Annotated in this window: 17 protein-coding genes and 3 tRNA genes; 19 read left to right on the plus strand and 1 reads right to left on the minus strand. The window is 67.1% G+C overall.

The genetic code is table 11. The features are described from left to right. The 18 genes from IG194_RS22380 to IG194_RS22465 all read left to right on the plus strand — a co-directional run bounded on the left by IG194_RS22380 (window position 1) and on the right by IG194_RS22465 (window position 18215). Window positions 1-699, plus strand: coding sequence for an ABC transporter permease (locus tag IG194_RS22380; RefSeq protein WP_009620743.1), 699 nt, complete (start codon window positions 1-3; stop codon window positions 697-699). 16 nt (window positions 700-715) lie between these two features. Continuing rightward, window positions 716-1828 carry a succinylglutamate desuccinylase/aspartoacylase family protein gene (locus tag IG194_RS22385; protein ID WP_058488794.1) on the plus strand — a complete coding sequence of 371 codons (1113 nt, stop codon included), beginning with the start codon at window positions 716-718 and terminating at the stop codon, window positions 1826-1828. Window positions 1829-1843: 15 nt separating this feature from the next. Then, on the plus strand, window positions 1844-2608 hold the full coding sequence (gene aotP / locus IG194_RS22390) for an arginine/ornithine transport ATP-binding protein AotP (protein WP_009620746.1): 765 nt from the start codon (window positions 1844-1846) through the stop codon (window positions 2606-2608). A 34-nt stretch (window positions 2609-2642) separates the two neighbouring features. Beyond that, on the plus strand, window positions 2643-3626 hold the full coding sequence (argR, locus tag IG194_RS22395; RefSeq protein ID WP_058488795.1) for a transcriptional regulator ArgR: 984 nt from the start codon (window positions 2643-2645) through the stop codon (window positions 3624-3626). 632 nt (window positions 3627-4258) lie between these two features. Then, window positions 4259-5479: an aspartate aminotransferase family protein gene (locus IG194_RS22400; protein WP_058488796.1), complete on the plus strand. Its 1221-nt coding sequence runs from the start codon at window positions 4259-4261 to the stop codon at window positions 5477-5479. Between the two features lie 159 nt (window positions 5480-5638). Beyond that, window positions 5639-6655, plus strand: coding sequence for an arginine/ornithine succinyltransferase subunit alpha (gene aruF, locus IG194_RS22405; protein ID WP_058488797.1), 1017 nt, complete (start codon window positions 5639-5641; stop codon window positions 6653-6655). 90 nt (window positions 6656-6745) lie between these two features. Then, a complete protein-coding gene (gene astA, locus IG194_RS22410; RefSeq protein WP_043267706.1) occupies window positions 6746-7765 on the plus strand; it encodes an arginine N-succinyltransferase in 1020 nt (339 codons plus the stop codon). 28 nt (window positions 7766-7793) lie between these two features. Next, complete coding sequence (gene astD / locus IG194_RS22415; protein WP_058488798.1) at window positions 7794-9257, plus strand: succinylglutamate-semialdehyde dehydrogenase; 1464 nt, start codon at window positions 7794-7796, stop codon at window positions 9255-9257. Beyond that, window positions 9257-10603, plus strand: a complete 1347-nt coding sequence (gene astB, locus IG194_RS22420; RefSeq protein ID WP_043314240.1) for an N-succinylarginine dihydrolase — start codon at window positions 9257-9259, stop codon at window positions 10601-10603. The genes astD and astB overlap by 1 nt, the downstream gene beginning before the upstream one ends. A 5-nt stretch (window positions 10604-10608) precedes the next feature. Continuing rightward, on the plus strand, window positions 10609-10890 hold the full coding sequence (locus tag IG194_RS22425) for a hypothetical protein (protein WP_058072811.1): 282 nt from the start codon (window positions 10609-10611) through the stop codon (window positions 10888-10890). 51 nt (window positions 10891-10941) lie between these two features. Continuing rightward, window positions 10942-11940, plus strand: coding sequence for a succinylglutamate desuccinylase (gene astE / locus IG194_RS22430; RefSeq protein WP_058488799.1), 999 nt, complete (start codon window positions 10942-10944; stop codon window positions 11938-11940). Window positions 11941-12240: 300 nt separating this feature from the next. Further along, window positions 12241-13245 (plus strand): low-specificity L-threonine aldolase, encoded by a 1005-nt coding sequence (gene ltaE / locus IG194_RS22435; RefSeq protein WP_009620768.1) that lies wholly within the window; start codon window positions 12241-12243, stop codon window positions 13243-13245. Window positions 13246-13366: 121 nt separating this feature from the next. Next, window positions 13367-15991 carry an alanine--tRNA ligase gene (alaS, locus tag IG194_RS22440; protein ID WP_058488800.1) on the plus strand — a complete coding sequence of 875 codons (2625 nt, stop codon included), beginning with the start codon at window positions 13367-13369 and terminating at the stop codon, window positions 15989-15991. Between the two features lie 100 nt (window positions 15992-16091). Then, window positions 16092-17327, plus strand: coding sequence for an aspartate kinase (locus tag IG194_RS22445; protein ID WP_009620772.1), 1236 nt, complete (start codon window positions 16092-16094; stop codon window positions 17325-17327). 186 nt (window positions 17328-17513) lie between these two features. After that, complete coding sequence (gene csrA, locus IG194_RS22450) at window positions 17514-17699, plus strand: carbon storage regulator CsrA (RefSeq protein ID WP_003085981.1); 186 nt, start codon at window positions 17514-17516, stop codon at window positions 17697-17699. Window positions 17700-17760: 61 nt separating this feature from the next. After that, window positions 17761-17851, plus strand: a tRNA-Ser gene (locus tag IG194_RS22455). Window positions 17852-17960: 109 nt separating this feature from the next. After that, window positions 17961-18037 (plus strand) — tRNA-Arg (locus tag IG194_RS22460). A 101-nt stretch (window positions 18038-18138) separates the two neighbouring features. After that, window positions 18139-18215 (plus strand) — tRNA-Arg (locus IG194_RS22465). Between the two features lie 68 nt (window positions 18216-18283). Here IG194_RS22465 and bamE read toward each other — a convergent pair. After that, window positions 18284-18793, minus strand: a complete 510-nt coding sequence (gene bamE / locus IG194_RS22470; protein ID WP_064987628.1) for an outer membrane protein assembly factor BamE — start codon at window positions 18791-18793, stop codon at window positions 18284-18286. 323 nt (window positions 18794-19116) lie between these two features. Between bamE and mgtE the strand changes: the two genes are divergently transcribed. Next, window positions 19117-20559 (plus strand): magnesium transporter, encoded by a 1443-nt coding sequence (gene mgtE / locus IG194_RS22475; RefSeq protein ID WP_009620782.1) that lies wholly within the window; start codon window positions 19117-19119, stop codon window positions 20557-20559. Window positions 20560-20927 lie beyond the last annotated feature (368 nt).

The raw sequence follows: 20927 nt of genomic DNA on the forward strand, positions 1-20927 counted from the left end.
ATGATTTTCGACTACACCGTCATCTGGGAAAACCTGCCGCTGTACTTCGGCGGCCTGCTGGTGACCCTCAAGCTGCTGCTGATCTCCCTGGCCGTGGGCCTGCTGCTGGCCGTGCCGCTGGCGCTGATGCGCGTGTCCAAGCGCCCGGCGGTGAACCTGCCGGCCTGGCTGTACACCTACGTGATCCGCGGCACGCCCATGCTGGTGCAGCTGTTCCTGATCTACTACGGCCTGGCCCAGTTCGAGACGGTGCGCAACAGCGTGTTCTGGCCCTGGCTGTCCAATGCCAGCTTCTGCGCCTGCCTGGCCTTCGCCATCAACACCAGCGCCTACACCGCGGAAATCCTCGCCGGCAGCCTCAAGGCCACGCCCCATGGCGAGATCGAGGCGGCCAAGGCCATGGGCATGTCGCGCCTGAAGATGTACCGCCGCATCCTCCTGCCCTCGGCGCTGCGCCGCGCGCTGCCGCAGTACAGCAACGAGGTGATCATGATGCTGCAGACCACCAGCCTGGCTTCCATCGTCACCCTGGTGGACATCACCGGCGCCGCGCGTACCGTGAACTCGCAGTACTACCTGCCGTTCGAGGCCTTCATCACCGCCGGGGTCTTCTACCTGATCCTGACGCTGATCCTGGTGCGCCTGTTCAAGGCCGCCGAACGCCGCTGGCTGGCCTACCTGGCGCCGCGCAAGCACTGAGGCGGAGGAGGGGAACATGCAACGCATCGATCACCTGTTGCCCTGCGCCAGCCTCGGCAGCGAACGCCGCCTGAGCCTGTTCCGCTACGGCGCCGGCCCGCGCAAGGCCTACATCCAGGCCAGCCTGCACGCCGACGAGCTGCCGGGCATGCGCACCGCCTGGGAGCTGAAGCTGCGCCTGGCCGCGCTGGAGGCCGAAGGCCGCCTGCTGGGCACGGTCGAGCTGGTGCCGGTGGCCAACCCCATCGGCCTCGACCAGTGGCTGCAAGCCAGCCACCTCGGGCGTTTCGAGGCGAACAGCGGGCAGAACTTCAACCGCGGCTTCGTCGACCTGGCATCCCTGGTCGAGCCGCGCATCGCCGGCCAACTGGGTGACGACGCCGAGGCCAACGTGCAGCTGATCCGCCAGCACATGCGCGAAGTCCTCGACGCGCTGGCGCCGGCCACCTCCGAGCTGCAAGCCATGCAGCGCCTGCTGCTGCGCCATGCCTGCGACGCCGACGTGGTGCTCGACCTGCACTGCGACTTCGAGGCCTGCATCCACCTCTACGCCATTCCCCAGCACTGGCCGCAATGGCGCTCCCTCGCTGCACGGCTGAAGGCGGGCGTGGCGCTGCTGGCCGAGGACTCCGGTGGCAACTCCTTCGACGAATCCTGCTCGCTGCCCTGGCTGCGCCTGGCCCGTGCTTATCCACAGGCCGCCGTGCCTGCGGCATGCATGGCCACCACAGTCGAGCTGGGCAGCATGGGCGATACCCGCGTCGAGCAGGCGCGCGACAACGCCGAGGCGATCCTGGCCTTCCTCGCCGAACAGGGGCTGATCGCCGGCGAATGGCCGCAAGCGCCGGCCGAATGCTGCGAAGGCATGCCCTTCGAGGGCACCGAATACCTCGCCGCGCCCCACGCCGGGGTGGTCAGCTTCCTGCGCCGCGCCGGCGACTGGGTGGAGAAGGGCGAGGCGCTGTTCGAGGTGGTGGACCCGTTGAACGACAAGGTCAGCACCGTGTGCGCCGGAACCGCCGGCGTGCTCTTCGCCCTGGAGCGGGGGCGCTACGCGCTGGCGGGACACTGGATGGCCAAGGTGGCCGGGCGCGAGCCGTTCCGTACGGGCCGGCTGATCAACGACTGAATTCGAGTAACCGACATGTACAAACTGGAAATCCAAGACCTGCACAAGCGCTACGGCACCCACGAAGTGCTCAAGGGCGTTTCCCTGGCGGCGAAAGCGGGCGACGTGATCAGCATCATCGGCTCCTCCGGCTCGGGCAAGAGCACCTTCCTGCGCTGCATCAACCTGCTGGAGCAGCCCCACGCCGGCAAGATCCTGCTCAACGGCGAGGAGCTGAAGCTGGTGCCGAACAAGGACGGCGCGCTCAAGGCCGCCGACACCCGTCAGCTGCAGCGCATGCGCTCGCGCCTGTCGATGGTGTTCCAGCACTTCAACCTGTGGTCGCACATGAGCGCCCTGGACAACGTCATCGAGGCGCCCGTGCACGTGCTCGGCGTGTCGAAGAAGGAAGCCCTGGAGAAGGCCGAGCACTACCTGGCCAAGGTCGGCGTGGCGCACCGCAAGGACGCCTACCCGGCGCACATGAGCGGCGGCGAGCAGCAGCGCGTGGCCATCGCCCGCGCCCTGGCCATGGAACCGGAGGTGATGCTGTTCGACGAGCCGACCTCGGCGCTGGACCCGGAGCTGGTCGGCGAAGTGCTCAAGGTCATGCAGGACCTGGCCCAGGAAGGCCGCACCATGGTGGTGGTGACCCACGAGATGGGCTTCGCCCGCGAGGTCTCCAACCAGCTGGTGTTCCTGCACAAGGGCCTGGTGGAAGAGCGCGGTTGCCCGAAGGAAGTCCTGGCAAATCCTCAATCGGACCGCCTCAAGCAGTTCCTTTCCGGCAGCTTGAAGTAAGCTGTCCCCCGACGAAGTCGACAGAAGCCTCCGCATGACTGCCCAACGCATCGGTTTCCTGCTCTGGCCCCAGACCCGCGCGCTGACCCTGGCGCTCGCCGAGGAGGCCCTGCGGGTCGCCCGGCGCCTGCACCCCGAAGCGCTCTACGACCCGGTGTTCATGAACGCCGAGCAACCCGCCGAGGGCGAAGGCTGGCGCCTGCCGGGGCAGGCCTGGCAGGGCGTGCTGGAGCAGTGCCAGCGCGTCTTCCTGGTCGCCGACGAGGCGCCGCAGCAGGTTTCCGCGCCGCTGGCCGCCGCGCTCAAGCAACTGGCCCGCGGTGGCGCCAGCGTCGGCGCGCTGTCCGCCGGCATCTACCCGCTGGCCCAGCTCGGCCTGCTCGACGGCTACCGCGCCGCGGTGCACTGGCGCTGGCACGACGACTTCACCGAGCGCTACCCCAAGGTCATCGCCACCAACCACCTGTTCGAGTGGGACCGCGACCGCCTCAGCGCCTGCGGCGGCATGGCCGTGCTCGACCTGCTGCTGGCGGTGCTGTCCCGCGACCACGGCGCGGAACTGGCCGGCGCGGTGTCCGAGGAGCTGGTGGTCGAGCGCATCCGCGAGGGCAGCGAGCGCCAGCGCATCCCGCTGAAGAACCGCCTCGGCTCCAGCCACCCGAAGCTCACCCAGGCGGTGCTGCTGATGGAAGCGAACATCGAAGAGCCGCTGACCACCGACGAGATCGCCCAGCACGTCTGCGTGTCGCGTCGCCAGCTGGAGCGCATCTTCAAGCAGTACCTGACCCGCGTGCCCAGCCAGTACTACCTGGAACTGCGCCTGAACCGCGCGCGGCAGATGCTCATGCAGACCAGCAAGTCGATCATCCAGATTGGCCTGTCCTGCGGGTTCTCCAGTGGGCCGCACTTCTCCAGTGCTTACCGTAATTTCTTTGGCGTTACCCCTCGTGAGGACCGGAACCAGCGTCGTGGGCAGGGGGCTGCCGATGGTGCGCTGGGGCCGGGGGAGCGGGGGTGAGCGGAGCGGGAGAGGCTCCCGGTTATGCTGGTGTTGGGCTTGGCCGCGTTCCCTCTCCCCAGCCCTCTCCCTGAAGGGAGAGGGAGCCGTCCGTGCCGAGAGGAGGCCAGGTTTCAGTCGGCGATATTTGGCGTTGCCGGCTGACGCCAGAACATCCAGCCCTGCCCAACGGTCCCCTCTCCCTTCAGGGAGAGGGTTAGGGAGAGGGGCGGAGCCGAGCCAAGGCACCGTAGCCACCGGGGAATCCCCTTCGCGAGCAAGCTCGCACCTACAAGAGCAAGCGCGGTGCTGCGTGGGCTTTTCGTAGGAGCGAGCTTGCTCGCGAACAATCGGGATTTCCCGGCACCGCCGAACGCCCCGAAGGGGAAGGGCCAGGCGTCCTCTCGCTCCCACGAAAACCCCACCCAACCTTCCCCCGTCCGACCATCGAACAAATTCCCCCGCGCCTTGTACCCGCAGGCCCGCCCTGGCTTTACACTGCGCCTTACCGACGCTTTCTGTCGCATTTCCGAAAGCCTCGGAAATCCACGGGTTGGCGCTATAAGAAGTTGTCGCTTGGCGGCAATGCCAACCGGTTTTTCGTCCCTACAATCCTTCCATCGATAGCCGCCTCACCAGGCAGGAGAACACCGATGTCCGCTCCGCACGCTCAGGTACAACGCTCCGACTTCGACCAGCTGATGGTCCCCAACTACTCCCCGGCCGCTTTCATTCCGGTGCGTGGGCAGGGTTCGCGAGTCTGGGACCAGAGCGGCCGCGAGCTGGTGGACTTCGCCGGTGGCATCGCCGTGAACTCCCTGGGCCACTGCCACCCGGCGCTGGTGGGCGCGCTGGCCGAGCAGGCCAACAGGATCTGGCACGTATCCAACGTGTTCACCAACGAGCCGGCCCTGCGCCTGGCGCAGAAGCTGATCGGCGCCACCTTCGCCGAGCGGGTGTTCTTCGCCAACTCCGGCGCCGAGGCCAACGAGGCCGCGCTCAAGCTGGCGCGCCGTTACGCCCACGACGTCTACGGCCCGCAGAAGTACGAGATCATCTCGATGGTCAACAGCTTCCACGGCCGCACCCTGTTCACCGTCAACGTCGGCGGCCAGGCCAAGTATTCCGACGGCTTCGGGCCGAAGGTCGAAGGCATCACCCACATCCCGTTCAACGACCTGGACGCGCTCAAGGCCGCCATCTCGGACAAGACCTGCGCGGTCATCATCGAGCCGGTGCAGGGCGAGAGCGGCGTGCTGCCGGCCGACAAGGCCTACCTGGAAGGCGTGCGCAAGCTGTGCGACGACAACGGCGCGCTGCTGATCTTCGACGAAGTGCAGAGCGGTTTCGGCCGTACCGGCTACCTTTACGCCTACCAGCACTACGGCGTGGTCCCGGACATCCTCTCCAGTGCCAAGAGCCTGGGCGGCGGCTTCCCCATCGGCGCCATGCTGACCACCGCGAAGATCGCCGAACACCTGGTCGTCGGCACCCACGGCACCACCTACGGCGGCAACCCGCTGGCCTGCGCGGTGTCCGGCGCGGCCTTCGATGTGATCAATACGCCCGAGGTGCTCGAAGGCGTGCGCGCCAAGCACGAGCGCTTCAAGGCGCGCCTGGAGAAGCTCGGCCAGGAATACGGCATCTTCACCCAGGTCCGCGGCCTCGGCCTGTTGATCGGCGCGGTGCTGGCCGATGCCTGGAAGGGCAAGGCCAAGGACGTGTTCAACGCCGCCGAGAAGGAAGGCCTGATGATCCTGCAGGCCGGTCCGGACGTGGTGCGCTTCGCGCCCAGCCTGGTGATCGACGACGCCGACATCGACGAAGGCCTGGATCGCCTGGAGCGCGCGGTGGCCAAGCTCACCCGCGGCTGATCCGCAGTACGGCGCCGGGCATCCCGCCGGCGCCGGTTCGATGCGGCCGGCTTGCCCGGCCGTTTTTCGCAGGCCCCGAATGCGTTGGCGCAGGCTGTGCCGTGCCCGCGACGCGACGGGGAAGTTCATATGGTTTTGTCTGGTTAGAGGAGTGACGCCATGCTGGTGATGCGCCCCGCCCAAGCGGCCGACCTGCAGCAGGTGCAGCGTCTCGCCGCGGACAGCCCGGTCGGCGTCACGTCGCTGCCGGACGACGCGGAACGGCTGAAGGAAAAGATCCTGGCCTCGGAGGCCTCGTTCGCCGCCGAAGTCAGCTACAACGGCGAGGAAAGCTACTTCTTCGTCCTCGAGGACACGCAGACCGGGCGACTGGTCGGCTGCTCGGCCATAGTCGCCTCGGCCGGCTTCTCCGAGCCCTTCTACAGCTTCCGCAACGAGACCTTCGTGCACGCCTCGCGCGAGCTGAAGATCCACAACAAGATCCACGTCCTCTCGCTGTGCCACGACCTCACCGGCAACAGCCTGCTGACCAGCTTCTACGTGCAGCGCGAGCTGGTGAACACGCCCATCGCCGAGCTCAACTCCCGCGGCCGCCTGCTGTTCATGGCCAGCCACCCGGAGCGCTTCGCCGACGCCGTGGTCACCGAGATCGTCGGCTACAGCGACGAGCAGGGCGAATCGCCGTTCTGGAACGCCGTGGGGCGCAACTTCTTCGACCTCAACTACAGCGAGGCCGAGAAGCTCTCGGGCCTGAAGAGCCGCACCTTCCTCGCCGAGCTGATGCCGCACTACCCGATCTACGTGCCGCTGCTGCCGGACGAGGCCCAGGAAGCCATGGGCCAGGTGCACCCGCGGGCGCAGATCACCTTCGACATCCTGATGCGCGAAGGCTTCGAGACCGACAACTACATCGACATCTTCGATGGCGGCCCGACCCTGCATGCGCGCACCTCGGGCATCCGCTCCATCGCCCAGAGCCGCCTGGTGCCGGTGCGCATCGGCGAGGTGCCCAAGGCCACGCGCAGCTACCTGGTCACCAACGGCCTGCTGCAGGACTACCGCGCCCTGGTCGCCGAGCTGGACTGGGTGCCCGGCAAGCCGGTGACCCTCAGCGCCGAAACCGCCGAGGCCCTGGGCATCGGCGAAGGCGCCAGTGTGCGTCTGGTAGCGGTTTAACGAGCTGGAAGCCAGAAGCCGGAAGCTGGAGGCTCAGCGCTTTCAACTTCCAGCTTCCGGCTTCCGGCTCATAGCTTGAACGGAGTGAATATGATCGTTCGTCCTGTCACCAGCGCCGACCTGCCGGCCCTCATCGAACTGGCGCGCAGCACCGGCACCGGGCTGACCACGCTGCCGGCCAACGAACAGCGCCTGGCGCACCGCGTCGGCTGGGCCGAGAAGGCCTTCCGCGGCGAAGCCGAGCGCGCCGACGCCGACTACCTGTTCGTCCTCGAGGACGATGCCGGCAAGGTCGTCGGCATCTCCGCCGTGGCCGGCGCCGTCGGCCTGCGCGAGCCCTGGTACAACTACCGCGTCGGCCTCACCGTCAGCGCCTCCCAGGAACTGGGCATCCACCGCGAGATCCCCACGCTGTTCCTGGCCAACGACCTCACCGGGCAGTCCGAGCTGTGCTCGCTGTTCCTGCATGCCGACCACCGCACGGGCCTCAACGGCCGGCTGCTGTCCAAGGCGCGCTTCCTGTTCATCGCCGAGTTCCGCGAGCTGTTCGGCGACAAGGTGATCGCCGAGATGCGCGGCATGTCCGACGCCGACGGCCGCTCGCCGTTCTGGGAAAGCCTGGGCCGGCACTTCTTCAAGATGGAATTCAGCCAGGCGGACTACCTGACCGGCGTCGGCAACAAGGCCTTCATCGCCGAACTGATGCCGAAGTTCCCGCTGTACACCTGCTTCCTCTCGGAAGAGGCGCGCAACGTGATCGGCCGCGTGCACCCGGACACCGAGCCGGCGCTGGCCATGCTCAAGGCCGAGGGCTTCAGCTACCAGGGCTACGTCGACATCTTCGACGCAGGCCCGGCCATCGAGGCGCCGACCGAGAAGATCCGCGCCATCGCCGACAGCCAGGCGCTGGTGCTGGCCATCGGCACGCCCGGCGACGACGCCGAGCCTTACCTGATCCACAACCGCAAGCGCGAGGAATGCCGCATCGCCGCGGCCCCGGCGCGGGTCGCCGCCGGCTCCCTGGTGGTCGACGCGCAGACCGCCAAGCGCCTGCGCCTGTCCGCCGGCGCCTCGGTGCGCGCGGTGCCGCTGTCCGCCGGAAAACGCTGATCCCGCGCGGATCGGAGGAGAACAAGAGATGACTACCCACTACATCGCCGGCCAGTGGCAGGCGGGCGAGGGCGCTACCCTGGAATCCCTCGACCCGGTCAGCCAGGCCGTGGTCTGGAGCGGCCGCGCCGCCAGCGCCGGACAGGTCGACACCGCCGTGGCCGCCGCCCGCGCCGCCTTCCCGGCCTGGGCGCGGCGCCCGCTGGAAGAGCGCATCGCCGTGCTGGAAGCCTTCGCCGCCACCCTCAAGGTGCGCAGCGACGAGCTGGTCCGGGCGATCGGCGAGGAAACCGGCAAGCCGCTGTGGGAAGCCAGCACCGAAGTCACCAGCATGGTCAACAAGGTGGCCATCTCGGTCCAGGCCTACCGCGAGCGCACCGGCATCAAGAGCGGCCCGCTGGCCGACGCCACGGCCGTGCTGCGCCACAAGCCGCACGGGGTGGTCGCGGTGTTCGGCCCCTACAACTTCCCCGGCCACCTGCCCAACGGCCATATAGTGCCGGCGCTGCTGGCCGGCAACTGCGTGATCTTCAAGCCCAGCGAACTGACGCCCAAGGTCGCCGAGCTGACCGTCCGCGCCTGGATCGACGCCGGCCTGCCGGCGGGCGTGCTCAACCTGGTGCAGGGCGCCCGCGACACCGGCGTGGCCCTGGCTGCGCACGCGGACATCGACGGCCTGTTCTTCACCGGCTCCAGCCGCACCGGCAATCTGCTGCACAGCCAGTTCGGCGGCCAGCCGCAGAAGATCCTGGCGCTGGAGATGGGCGGCAACAACCCGCTGATCGTCGATGAAGTGAAGGACATCGACGCCGCCGTCTACACCATCATCCAGTCCGCCTTCATCTCCGCCGGCCAGCGCTGCACCTGCGCGCGGCGCCTGCTGGTACCGGCGGGCGAGTGGGGCGACGCCCTGCTGGCGCGCCTGGTGGCGGTGACCGCGAGCATCAAGGTCGGCCGCTTCGACGAACAGCCGGCGCCCTTCATGGGCTCGGTGATCTCCCTGGCCGCCGCCGAGCACCTGCTCAAGGCCCAGGAGCACCTGCTGGCCAACGGCGCCGTGGCCCTGCTGGCCATGTCCCAGCCGCTGGAAGGCGCGGCCCTGCTGACCCCCGGCATCCTCGACGTGAGCGGCGTGGCGCAGCGCCCGGACGAAGAATTCTTCGGCCCGCTGCTGCAGGTCATCCGCTACGGCGATTTCGACGAAGCCGTGCGCGAAGCCAACGCCACCCAGTACGGCCTGGCCGCCGGCCTGCTGTCCGATTCCCGCGAGCGCTTCGAGAGCTTCCTGCTCGACAGCCGCGCCGGCATCGTCAACTGGAACAAGCAACTGACCGGCGCCGCCAGCAGCGCGCCCTTCGGCGGTATCGGCGCCTCCGGCAACCACCGCCCGAGCGCCTACTACGCCGCCGACTACTGCGCCTATCCGGTGGCTTCGCTGGAAAGCGAAAGCCTTGCCCTGCCTGCAACCCTGACTCCGGGAGTGAGCCTGTGATGACCGCCTATGAAATGAACTTCGACGGTCTTGTCGGCCCGACGCACAACTACGGCGGCCTGTCCTACGGCAACGTCGCCTCGCAGAGCAACAGCCAGGTGGCGTCCAACCCGAAGGAAGCCGCCAAGCAGGGCCTGGCGAAGATGAAGGCGCTGATGGAGATGGGCTTCAAGCAGGGTGTGCTCGCCCCGCAGGAACGCCCGGCCGTGGCGTCGCTGCGGGCCCTCGGCTTCAGCGGTAGCGATGCCGAAGTCATCGCCAAGGCGGCCAAGGAAGCCATGCCGCTGCTCGCCGCGGTCAGCTCGGCCTCCTGCATGTGGACGGCCAATGCCGCCACCGTCAGCCCCAGCGCCGACACCGCCGATGGCCGCGTGCACTTCACCGCGGCCAACCTGAACTGCAAGTTCCACCGCTCCATCGAGCACCCGGTCACCAGCCGCATCCTCGGCGCCATGTTCCGCGACGAGAAACACTTCGCCCACCACGCGGCGCTGCCGGCGGTGGCGCAGTTCGGCGACGAGGGCGCGGCCAACCACACGCGCTTCTGCAAGGGCTACGGCGAGGCCGGCGTGGAGTTCTTCGTGTTCGGCCGCAGCGCCTTCGACAGCCGCTTCCCGGCGCCGCAGCGTTACCCGGCGCGGCAGACCCTGGAAGCCTGCCAGGCGGTGGCCCGCCTGCACGGCCTGGGCGAGGAGGGCGTGGTCTACGCCCAGCAGAACCCGGCGGTGATCGACCAGGGCGTGTTCCACAACGACGTGATTTCCGTGGGCAACGGCGAGGTGCTGTTCTACCACCAGGACGCCTTCCTCGACACCGACAAGGTACTGGCCGAGCTGGACGCCAAGCTGGGCCGCCGTGGCGGCCGCTTCCAGCCGGTCTGCGTGCCGGGCGACCAGGTGAGCGTGGAAGACGCGGTCAGGTCCTACCTGTTCAACAGTCAACTGCTCAGCCGCGCCGACGGCAGCATGCTGCTGATCGTCCCGGAAGAGTGCCGGCAGAACGAGCGCGTGTGGAACTACCTGTCGCGCCTGACCGCCGAGGGCGGGCCGATCCGCGAAGTGAAGGTCTTCGACCTCAAGCAGAGCATGCAGAACGGCGGCGGCCCGGCCTGCCTGCGCCTGCGCGTGGCGCTCAACGAGGCCGAGCTGGCCGCGGTGAACCCGGGCGTGGTCATGACTCCGGCGCTGTACGACACCCTGGTGGCCTGGGTCGACAAGCACTACCGCGACCGCCTGTCCGAAGCCGACCTGGCCGACCCGCAGCTGCTGGTGGAGTGCCGGACGGCATTGGATGAACTGAGCCGGATCCTTAAACTGGGCTCCGTCTATCCCTTCCAGATGAGTTGAACATCATGAGCACCGAAAGCCTCCCGCTGATCCTCGAAGACGCCACCGGCGCCCGTCGCGAGACCCACAGCGCCCGCCTGGCCATCCGTCTGGAGGGCCGCGACCTGTGGCTGGAGGCCGACGGCAAGGGCGGCCTGCTGATCTACGCCGAGTCCTTCGAGGAGGACACCGAGGTACCGCTGCTGGTGGTCCGCCCGCAGGCGGTCAACCAGCTCAGCCTGAGCCTGGAGCTGGAGGCCGCCGAAGTCCACGAACATGGTCCAGACTGTGGATGTGACCATCACTGATCGCAGGGGCCGCCGCCCGCAGGTGCCGGCGGCCAACCGGGAGACCCGCGCATGCTAGCACTGGGCAAGCTGCTCGACCTGACCCTCGTCGGTCGCGAGCCGACCGAGAAGATCCAGCTCACCGCCGACGGCACGCGCCTGCACTGGCTGGCCGAAGGCGCCCTCGAGGTGACCCCCGCCAGCGGCCGCGACAACGGCCTGGACCTGCTGCTCTCGGCCGGCATCCACGGCAACGAGACGGCGCCCATCGAACTGCTCGACCGCCTCGTCCAGCGCATCGCCCGCGGCGAGCTGAAGCCGGCGGCGCGCCTGCTGTTCCTGCTTGGCAACCCGGAGGCCATGCGCCGCGGCGAGCGCTACCTGGAACAGGACATCAACCGCCTGTTCTGCGGCCGCCACGAGGACGGCAGCGGCAGCGAGGCCCTGCGCGCCGCCGAGCTGGAACGCCTGGCCGCGGCCTTCTTCGCCCGCGACGGGCGCCAGCGCCTGCACTACGACCTGCACACGGCGATCCGCGGTTCGAAGATCGAACAATTCGCCCTCTACCCTTGGAGCGAGGGCCGCAAGCACTCCCGCGCGGAGCTGGCGCGCCTGCGCAGCGCCGGGATAGACGCGGTGCTGCTGCAGAACAAGACCGGCATCACCTTCAGCTCCTACACCTACAGCCGCCTGGGCGCCGAGGCCTTCACCCTGGAGCTGGGCAAGGCGCGGCCGTTCGGGCAGAACCAGGTGGTCAACCTGGGCCGCCTGGAGGCGCTGCTGCAGGTGCTGGTCGACGGCAGCGAGGCGCCGGTGGAGGAGGGCGGGCTGGACGGCTTGCAGCTGTTCGCCGTGTCCCGCGAGGTGATCAAGCACAGCGACCACTTCCGCCTGCACCTGGACGACGCCGTGGACAACTTCACCGAGCTGGACCACGGCTACCTGCTAGCCGAGGACATCGGCGGCACCCGCTGGATAGTCGAAGAGAAAGGCGCGCGCATCATCTTCCCCAACCCGCGGGTGAGGAACGGCCTGCGCGCCGGCATTCTCGTGGTGCCCACCAAGCTCTGAGCGCCCGGCGTTTGGGCGCTGCCCCACCCACGTCATTCCCCTGTAGGAGCGCGCCCTGCGCGCGAAATCGCGGGCAGGGCCCGCTCCTACAGGTTGCCGGGAGGCACGACATTCCTCACGCCGTAGCGGACCTTGTCCGCGATAGCCGGACACACCGGCGCGATTCGCGGATAAGATCCGCTCCTACTCTGTTCCACCCACGCCATTCCCCTGCCCGCGAAGAGCTGCCTTCCGAGCCTTGTCCCCAGGCAGCCAAGCACATAGCATCGGGCTCTTTCCCCGCGTTCCAGGAGCCCCGTCATGTCCGTCATCGACCTTCGCAGCGACACCGTCACCCTGCCCAGCGCCGGGATGCGCGAGGCCATGGCCCGGGCCGAGCTGGGCGACGACGTGTATGGCGAGGACCCCACCGTCAACCGCCTGGAGGCCGTCCTGGCCGAACGCCTGGGTTTCGAGGCCGGGCTCTTCGTGCCCAGCGGCACCATGAGCAACCTGCTCGGGCTGATGGCCCACTGCGAACGCGGCGACGAGTACATCGTCGGTCAGCAGGCCCACACCTATAAATACGAAGGCGGCGGCGCCGCGGTGCTCGGCTCCATCCAGCCGCAGCCCATCGAGGGCGAGGCCGACGGCTCGCTGGACCTGGCCAAGGTCGAGGCGGCCATCAAGCAGGACGACTTCCACTTCGCCCGCACCCGCCTGCTGGCGCTGGAAAACACCATGCAGGGCAAGGTCCTGCCGCTGGCCTACCTGGCCGCCGCCCGCGAGCTGACGCAGCGCCGCGGCCTGGCCCTGCACCTGGACGGCGCGCGCCTGTACAACGCCGCGGTCAAGCTGGGCGTGGACGCCGGCGAGATCACCCGCCACTTCGATTCCGTCTCGGTGTGCCTGTCCAAGGGCCTGGGCGCGCCGGTGGGCTCGGTGCTGTGCGGCAGCGCCGGGCTGATCGGCAAGGCCCGGCGCCTGCGCAAGATGGTCGGCGGCGGCATGCGCCAGGCCGGCGGGCTCGCGGCGGCCGGGCTGTACGCGCTGGACCACCAGGTGCAGCGCCTGGCCGAGGACCACGCCAACGCCGAAACCCTCGGCCGCGGCCTGGCGGACCTGGGCTACGCCGTCGAGCCGGTGCAGACCAACATGGTCTATGTCGACCTCGGCGAGCGTGCCGCGGCCCTGCGCGACTTCCTCGGCGAGCGCGGCATCCGCGTCAGCGCCGCCCCGCGCCTGCGCCTGGTTACTCACCTGGACGTGAAAACCGCGGACATTCCCCGTATCGTCGAGGCTTTCGCCGCCTTTCGTCGCGACTGACTAGGATAGAGGCGCAATAGCTGCCATCTATCGTAGAAACACACTGTACCCGGTGCGCAGGGCCGATATAATGCGGCCCTTTGCCGGCGATTCGTGGCCGCATTTTTCCGTGGAAGAACCTATGAAAAGCGCTGAAATCCGTGAAGCCTTCCTCCGCTTCTTCGAAGAGAAGGGGCACACCCGCGTAGCGTCCAGTTCGCTGATTCCGGCGAACGACCCGACCCTGCTGTTCACCAACGCCGGCATGAACCAGTTCAAGGACTGCTTCCTCGGCCTGGAAAAGCGCGCCTACACCCGCGCCACCACCAGCCAGAAGTGCGTCCGCGCCGGCGGCAAGCACAACGACCTGGAAAACGTCGGCTACACCGCGCGCCACCACACCTTCTTCGAAATGCTGGGCAACTTCAGCTTCGGCGACTACTTCAAGCGCGACGCCATCCACTACGCCTGGGAATTCCTCACCTCGGACAAGTGGCTGAACCTGCCCAAGGACAAGCTCTGGGTCACCGTCTACGCCAGCGATGACGAGGCCTACGACATCTGGACCCAGGAAGTCGGCGTGCCCGCCGAGCGCATGGTGCGCATCGGCGACAACAAGGGCGCCCCCTACGCCTCCGACAACTTCTGGGCGATGGGCGACACCGGCCCCTGCGGCCCCTGCACCGAGATCTTCTACGACCACGGCGCCGACATCTGGGGCGGCCCGCCCGGCTCCCCGGAAGAGGACGGCGACCGCTACATCGAGATCTGGAACAACGTGTTCATGCAGTTCAACCGCACCGCGGACGGCGTCATGCACCCGCTGCCGGCGCCGAGCGTGGACACCGGCATGGGGCTGGAGCGCATCAGCGCCGTGCTGCAGCACGTCCACTCGAACTACGAGATCGACCTGTTCCAGAGCCTGCTCAAAGCCTCCGCCGAAGCCATCGGCTGCGCCAACGACGACGCGCCGTCGCTGAAGGTGGTGGCCGACCACATCCGTTCCTGCAGCTTCCTCATCGCCGACGGCGTGCTGCCTTCGAACGAAGGCCGCGGCTACGTGCTGCGCCGCATCATCCGCCGCGCCTGCCGCCACGGCAACAAGCTGGGCGCCAAGGGCAGCTTCTTCCACAAGATCGTCGCCGCGCTGGTGGCCGAGATGGGCGAGGCCTTCCCCGAGCTGAAGCAGCAGCAGGCGCACATCGAGCGCGTGCTCAAGACCGAGGAAGAGCAGTTCGCCAAGACCCTGGAGCAGGGCCTGAAGATCCTCGAACAGGACCTGAACGAGCTGAAAGGCAGCGTCATCCCCGGCAACGTGGTGTTCAAGCTGTACGACACCTACGGCTTCCCGGTGGACCTGACCAACGACATCGCCCGCGAGCGCAGCCTGACCCTCGACGAGGAAGGCTTCGAGCGCGAGATGGAGGCCCAGCGCGAGCGCGCCCGCTCCGCCAGCGCCTTCGGCATGGACTACAACGCCCTGGTCAAGGTCGATGGCGACACCCGCTTCCTGGGCTACCAGGGTGTGTCCGGCGCCGGCCAGATCATCGCGCTGTTCAAGGACGGCAAGGCCGTCGAGAAGCTCAATGAAGGCGAGGAGGGCGTGGTCGTCCTCGACCAGACGCCGTTCTACGCCGAATCCGGCGGCCAGGTCGGCGACTGCGGCACCCTCTCCGGCGCCGGCGTGCGCTTCGACGTGCGCGACACCACCAAGGCCGGTGGCGCCCATCTGCACCACGGCATCGTCGCCCAGGGCAGCCTGAGCGTCGGCGCCGCGGTCAAGGCCGAGGTCGATGCCAATGTGCGCCAGGCCACCGCGCTGAACCACTCCGCCACCCACCTGCTGCACGCCGCGCTGCGCCAGGTGCTGGGCGACCACGTGCAGCAGAAGGGCTCGCTGGTGGACAGCCAGCGCCTGCGCTTCGACTTCAGCCACTTCGAGGCCATCAAGCCCGAGCAGCTGAAGCAGCTGGAAGACATCGTCAACCGCGAGATCCGCGCCAACAGCGTCGTGGAAACCGAAGAGACCGACATCGACACCGCCAAGGCCAAGGGCGCCATGGCGCTGTTCGGCGAGAAGTACGGCGACCAGGTGCGCGTGCTGACCATGGGCGGCGGCTTCTCCGTCGAACTGTGCGGCGGCACACACGTCGGCCGCACCGGCGACATCGGCCTGTTCAAGATCACCAGCGAAGGCGGCGTGGCTGCCGGCGTGCGCCGCATAGAGGCGGTGACCGGCGCGGCTGCGCTGGCCTACCTCAATGGCGCCGAAGAGCAGCTCAAGGAAGCGGCCGGCCTGGTCAAGGGTAGCCGCGACAACCTGCTGGACAAGCTCGCCGGCCTGCTGGAGCGCAACCGCCAGTTGGAGAAGGAGCTGGAGCAGCTCAAGGCCAAGGCCGCCAGCGCCGCCGGCGACGACCTGGCCGGCTCGGCCGTGGACGTGGCGGGCGTGAAAGTGCTGGCCGCGCGTCTCGACGGCCTGGACGGCAAGGCGCTGCTGGCGCTGGTCGACCAGCTGAAGAACAAGCTGGGCAGCGGCGTGATCCTGCTCGGCGGCGTGTTCGAGGAGAAAGTGGTGCTGGTCGCCGGGGTGACCCAGGACCTGGCCGCCAAACTCAAGGCCGGCGACCTGATGAAGCAGGCCGCGGCAGCCGTGGGCGGCAAGGGCGGCGGTCGCCCGGACATGGCCCAGGGCGGCGGCACCGACGCCGGCAAGCTGGACGAGGCCCTGGCCCTGGCCAAGGCCTTCGTCGAACAGGGCCGGTAAGCACTGGCAAGGCCAGGCCCGCGGCGCGCCCGGCGGGCCTTGGCAAGGGGCAGCGATGTCTGTCTAATGGGCGCCCTTCAGGAATCAGGCGGCTTTTGAAATGGCTTTGATCGTACAGAAGTTTGGAGGGACCTCCGTCGGCACCGTCGAGCGTATCGAGCAGGTAGCCGAGAAGGTGAAGAAATTCCGCGAGGCGGGTGACGATATCGTGGTGGTGGTTTCCGCCATGAGCGGCGAGACCAACCGCCTGATCGGCCTGGCCAAGCAGATCATGGACCAACCGGTTCCGCGCGAACTGGACGTCATGGTCTCCACCGGCGAGCAGGTGACCATCGCCCTGCTGAGCATGGCCCTGATCAAGCGCGGTGTGCCGGCGGTTTCCTACACCGGCAACCAGGTGCGCATCCTGACCGACAGCGCGCACACCAAGGCGCGTATCCTGAGCATCGACGACGCCAACATCCGCGCCGACCTCAAGGCCGGCCGCGTGGTTGTGGTCGCCGGCTTCCAGGGCGTGGACGAGCACGGCAGCATCACCACCCTCGGCCGCGGCGGCTCCGACACCACCGGCGTGGCCCTGGCCGCGGCGCTGAAGGCCGACGAGTGCCAGATCTATACCGACGTCGATGGCGTCTACACCACCGACCCACGCGTAGTGCCGCAGGCCCGCCGACTGGACAAGATCACCTTCGAGGAAATGCTGGAAATGGCCAGCCTCGGCTCCAAGGTGCTGCAGATCCGCTCGGTAGAGTTCGCCGGCAAGTACAATGTTCCGCTGCGCGTGCTGCACAGCTTCCAGGAGGGTCCGGGCACCCTCATTACCCTTGATGAAGAGGAATCCATGGAACAGCCGATCATCTCCGGCATCGCCTTCAACCGCGACGAAGCCAAGCTGACCATCCGTGGCGTACCGGATACCCCCGGGGTGGCCTTCAAGATCCTCGGGCCGATCAGTGCCGCGAACATCGAAGTCGACATGATCGTGCAGAACGTCTCGCACGATAACACCACCGACTTCACCTTCACCGTGCACCGCAACGACTACCTGGCCGCCCTGGAAATCCTCAAGCAGACCGCCGCCAACATCGGCGCGCGCGAAGCCACCGGCGACACCAACATCGCCAAGGTCTCCATCGTCGGCGTCGGCATGCGTTCCCACGCCGGTGTCGCCAGCCGCATGTTCGAGGCGCTGGCCAAGGAAAGCATCAACATCCAGATGATCTCCACCTCGGAAATCAAGGTGTCCGTGGTCATCGAGGAAAAATACCTGGAGCTCGCGGTGCGCGCCTTGCACACTGCCTTCGAGCTGGATGCCCCGGCCCGCCAGGGCGAGTAAGAGGGCATCATGCAAAAGGCGCGGCTCATCCCGCGCCTTTTGTCGTTTTTGACCGGGCCGCCGGAACTTTCATTCCGCGCGGACTGGTCAATACTTGGGTGAAGGAGCACACACTTGATATTCAGTGGCTCTGCCGCCATTTCTTTTTTTGCAGACTGCTTATCCGAAACACGAAAGGAGAAAGGAATGCTGATTCTGACTCGCCGGGTCGGAGAGACCCTGATGGTTGGTGATGACGTCACTGTGACTGTGCTGGGCGTCAAGGGAAATCAGGTGCGCATTGGCGTGAACGCGCCGAAGGAAGTCGCTGTTCACCGCGAAGAGATCTACCAGCGCATCCAGAAAGAGAAAGACCAAGAACCAAACCATTAATTTTTCTATAAAAAATTCTTTGCAAACGGGGAAAACATGGATATCATGCGCCCCGTGTTGCGGAGAGGTGGCCGAGTGGCCGAAGGCGCTCCCCTGCTAAGGGAGTACACCTCAAAAGGGTGTCGGGGGTTCGAATCCCCCCCTCTCCGCCATTTGCACGTTCTGCTGCGAATGACGAGTCAGGTAGCTAAGCTACTGAAAAGATTGAAAAATCTGTTTGACACGTCTGAATGTTCGGACTAGAATTTGCGCCCCATCAGCGCACTCATAGCTCAGCTGGATAGAGTACTCGGCTACGAACCGAGCGGTCGGAGGTTCGAATCCTCCTGAGTGCGCCACTACACAGGCGGTACGCGAAAGCGGACGCCAGCAGCGACGAAAGGCCTCGGCCCGAGAAGCTGCACCAGTTGGTGAACCTGGCTAAACTGCACCAACCAGCGCACTCATAGCTCAGCTGGATAGAGTACTCGGCTACGAACCGAGCGGTCGGAGGTTCGAATCCTCCTGAGTGCGCCATACACCGAAAGGGCCTGCAGCAATGCAGGCCCTTTTTCTTTGTCCGCATTTTTCCAAGTCGGCCGGGCTCAGCGCCGCTTGCGTGTGGCCTTGCCCTGCACGCAGCCGAACTCGTCGAAGGTCACCGTGCGCCGGCCCTGGCCGGGCCTGGCGTCGTAGTGGTAGCGCTGCCGGTCATCCAACTGGCTGATCCGGTCCGGGCGGCCGAAGGCGCTTTCCACGTCCGCGCGGGTCATGCCGGTGCGGATGCGTTTCTGCAGGATCGCGGTGCGTCTTTCCCGGTCGTCGAGGCGGTTGCCGCAGCCGTCCTGGCGCTCGCCGACCACCACCAGCGGCGTGTCGGATGGCGTGCGCCGGCTCTCCTGGGAAGGGCGGGCGAGGGGCACCGGCCTGCCGCTGCCCGGCGTCGGGTTGTGCGCGCGCTGCCGGCTTTGCGCCTGGCCCGGCGGGCAGCCATGCTGGTGGAAGCTGACACGGCCATCGGCGGCCTCGCAGCGGAACGGCGTGGCGGCGGGATTGTCCATTGGCATGAGGGCGAGCAGCGGGAGCAGCAGGCAGTGCAGGGGCGACAGGCGCATCTCCGATCCTCCGTGACAGGGTTGCATGCAGCCTATCCCGCCTGGCCTCCGCGAAATTTCCGGGTGTCTCGACAGCTTTTTCCGGCGTCTGTGATAGCCAGTGAAGTAACCCTCAACTTTGTGCCGCAAGCGATTGTTCTAGCCGCTATTTTGTAACGCTGAACAGGCTCCGGAGTGTTATCATTTCTCCTATCTGCCCGATATGGGCGCGTGGGCACACCACCATGGACTTACCCAGTAGTTACCCAGAACCCCGATTGCCTCAACACGACCTGATGTTTTAAGCCCCCGTGCGCGCTCCGCCGCTGGGGGTGGAGCGTGCTATGACCGAAGTAGAAGCCAAGAAGCCGCAGGAAAGCCTGCAGGACCGCCTGAACCAGGTGGTCGAGCTGCTGAACAAGCACAAGCTGGTCGAAGACCTGGCGCACCGCCAGGAGGGCCAGCACCAGGACCTCGTCGAGAACCTGGTACACCGGCAGAACCTCGCCGAGCTGCAGCGCAAGCTCGATGACCTGCACCCCGCCGACATCGCCCACATCCTCGAATCGCTGCCGCTGGGCGACCGCCTGACGGTCTGGCAGCTGGTCAAGGCCGAGCGCGACGGCGACATCCTCCTCGAAGTTTCCGACGCCGTCCGCGAGACGCTGATCGCCGACATGGACGATCACGAGATCCTCGCCGCGGCCAAGGAGATGGACGCCGACGAACTCGCCGACCTGGCGCCGGAACTGCCGCGCGACGTCGTCCACGAGCTGATGGAAACCCTCGATGCGCAGCAGCGCGAGCGCGTGCGCTCGGCGTTGTCCTACGAGGAAGACGAAGTCGGCGCGCTGATGGACTTCGAGATGGTCACCATCCGCGACGACGTCAGCCTGGAAGTGGTGCTGCGCTACCTGCGCCGCCTGAAGGAGCTGCCGGGGCATACCGACAAGCTGTTCGTGGTCGACTACGACGGCCTGCTCAAGGGCGTGCTGCCGATCAAGCGCCTGCTGGTCAACGACCCGGACAAGCAGGTGGCCGAGGTCATGGCCACCGACCCGGTGACCTTCCAGCCCGACGAGGACGGCTACGACGCCGCCCAGGCGTTCGAGCGCTACGACCTGATCTCCGCCCCGGTGGTGGACAAGAACGGCAAGCTGATCGGCCGCCTGACCATCGACGAGATGGTCGACCTCATCCGCGAGGAGAGCGAGACCGAAGTGCTGAACATGGCCGGTCTGCGCGAGGAGGAAGACATCTTCGCCTCGGTGTGGAAGTCGGTGCGCAACCGCTGGACCTGGCTGGCCACCAACCTGATCACCGCCTTCGTCGCCTCGCGGGTGATCGGCCTGTTCGAAGGCTCCATCGAGAAGCTGGTGGCGCTGGCCGCGCTGATGCCCATCGTCGCCGGCATCGGCGGCAACTCGGGCAACCAGACCATCACCATGATCGTCCGCGCCATCGCCCTGGACCAGATCCAGACCAGCAACGCCACGCGCCTGCTGCGCAAGGAGCTGGGCGTGGCGCTGGTCAACGGCCTGGTGTGGGGCGGGGTGATAGGCGTGGTGGCCTTCTACCTGTACGGCAACTGGGAGCTGGGTGTGGTGATGACCGCGGCCATGACCCTCAACCTGCTGCTGGCGGCGCTGGCGGGGGTGCTGATCCCGATGACGCTGCTGCGCCTGGGGCGCGACCCGGCGATGGGATCCAGCGTGATGATCACCGCCATGACCGACAGCGGTGGGTTCTTCATCTTCCTGGGCCTGGCCACGCTGTTCCTGATGTAGGCCCGCAGTGGCCGCGAAAAACCGCCTTCGGGCGGTTTTTGCATTTCAAGGGCGGGGCTTTGCGGGCAGGAATCGGGGCTCTCGCTACATCCGTATCACAGGACCTCCTGAGCGCCGGATCGCGGACAGAGTCCGCTCCTACGGTTCCGGGAAGCACGACTTTTCGTAGGATGGCGTTGAGCGAAGCGATACCCATCATCAGGGTTCGATGGGTTTCGCAAGCTCAACCCATCCTACGAAGAGCACCTCGGCGCAAGCTTAAGGTTCAGGGAGGCACGGGCGTAGGAGCGGACCTTGTCCGCGATCGGATTCACCGGCCACGCCGGACGGGGCATGGGGCGCGGGAATGAAAAATGCCGTTTCCCCCA

The sequence above is a fragment of the Pseudomonas sp. ADPe genome (genome assembly GCF_014843515.1).
GTDB lineage: Bacteria > Pseudomonadota > Gammaproteobacteria > Pseudomonadales > Pseudomonadaceae > Pseudomonas > Pseudomonas citronellolis.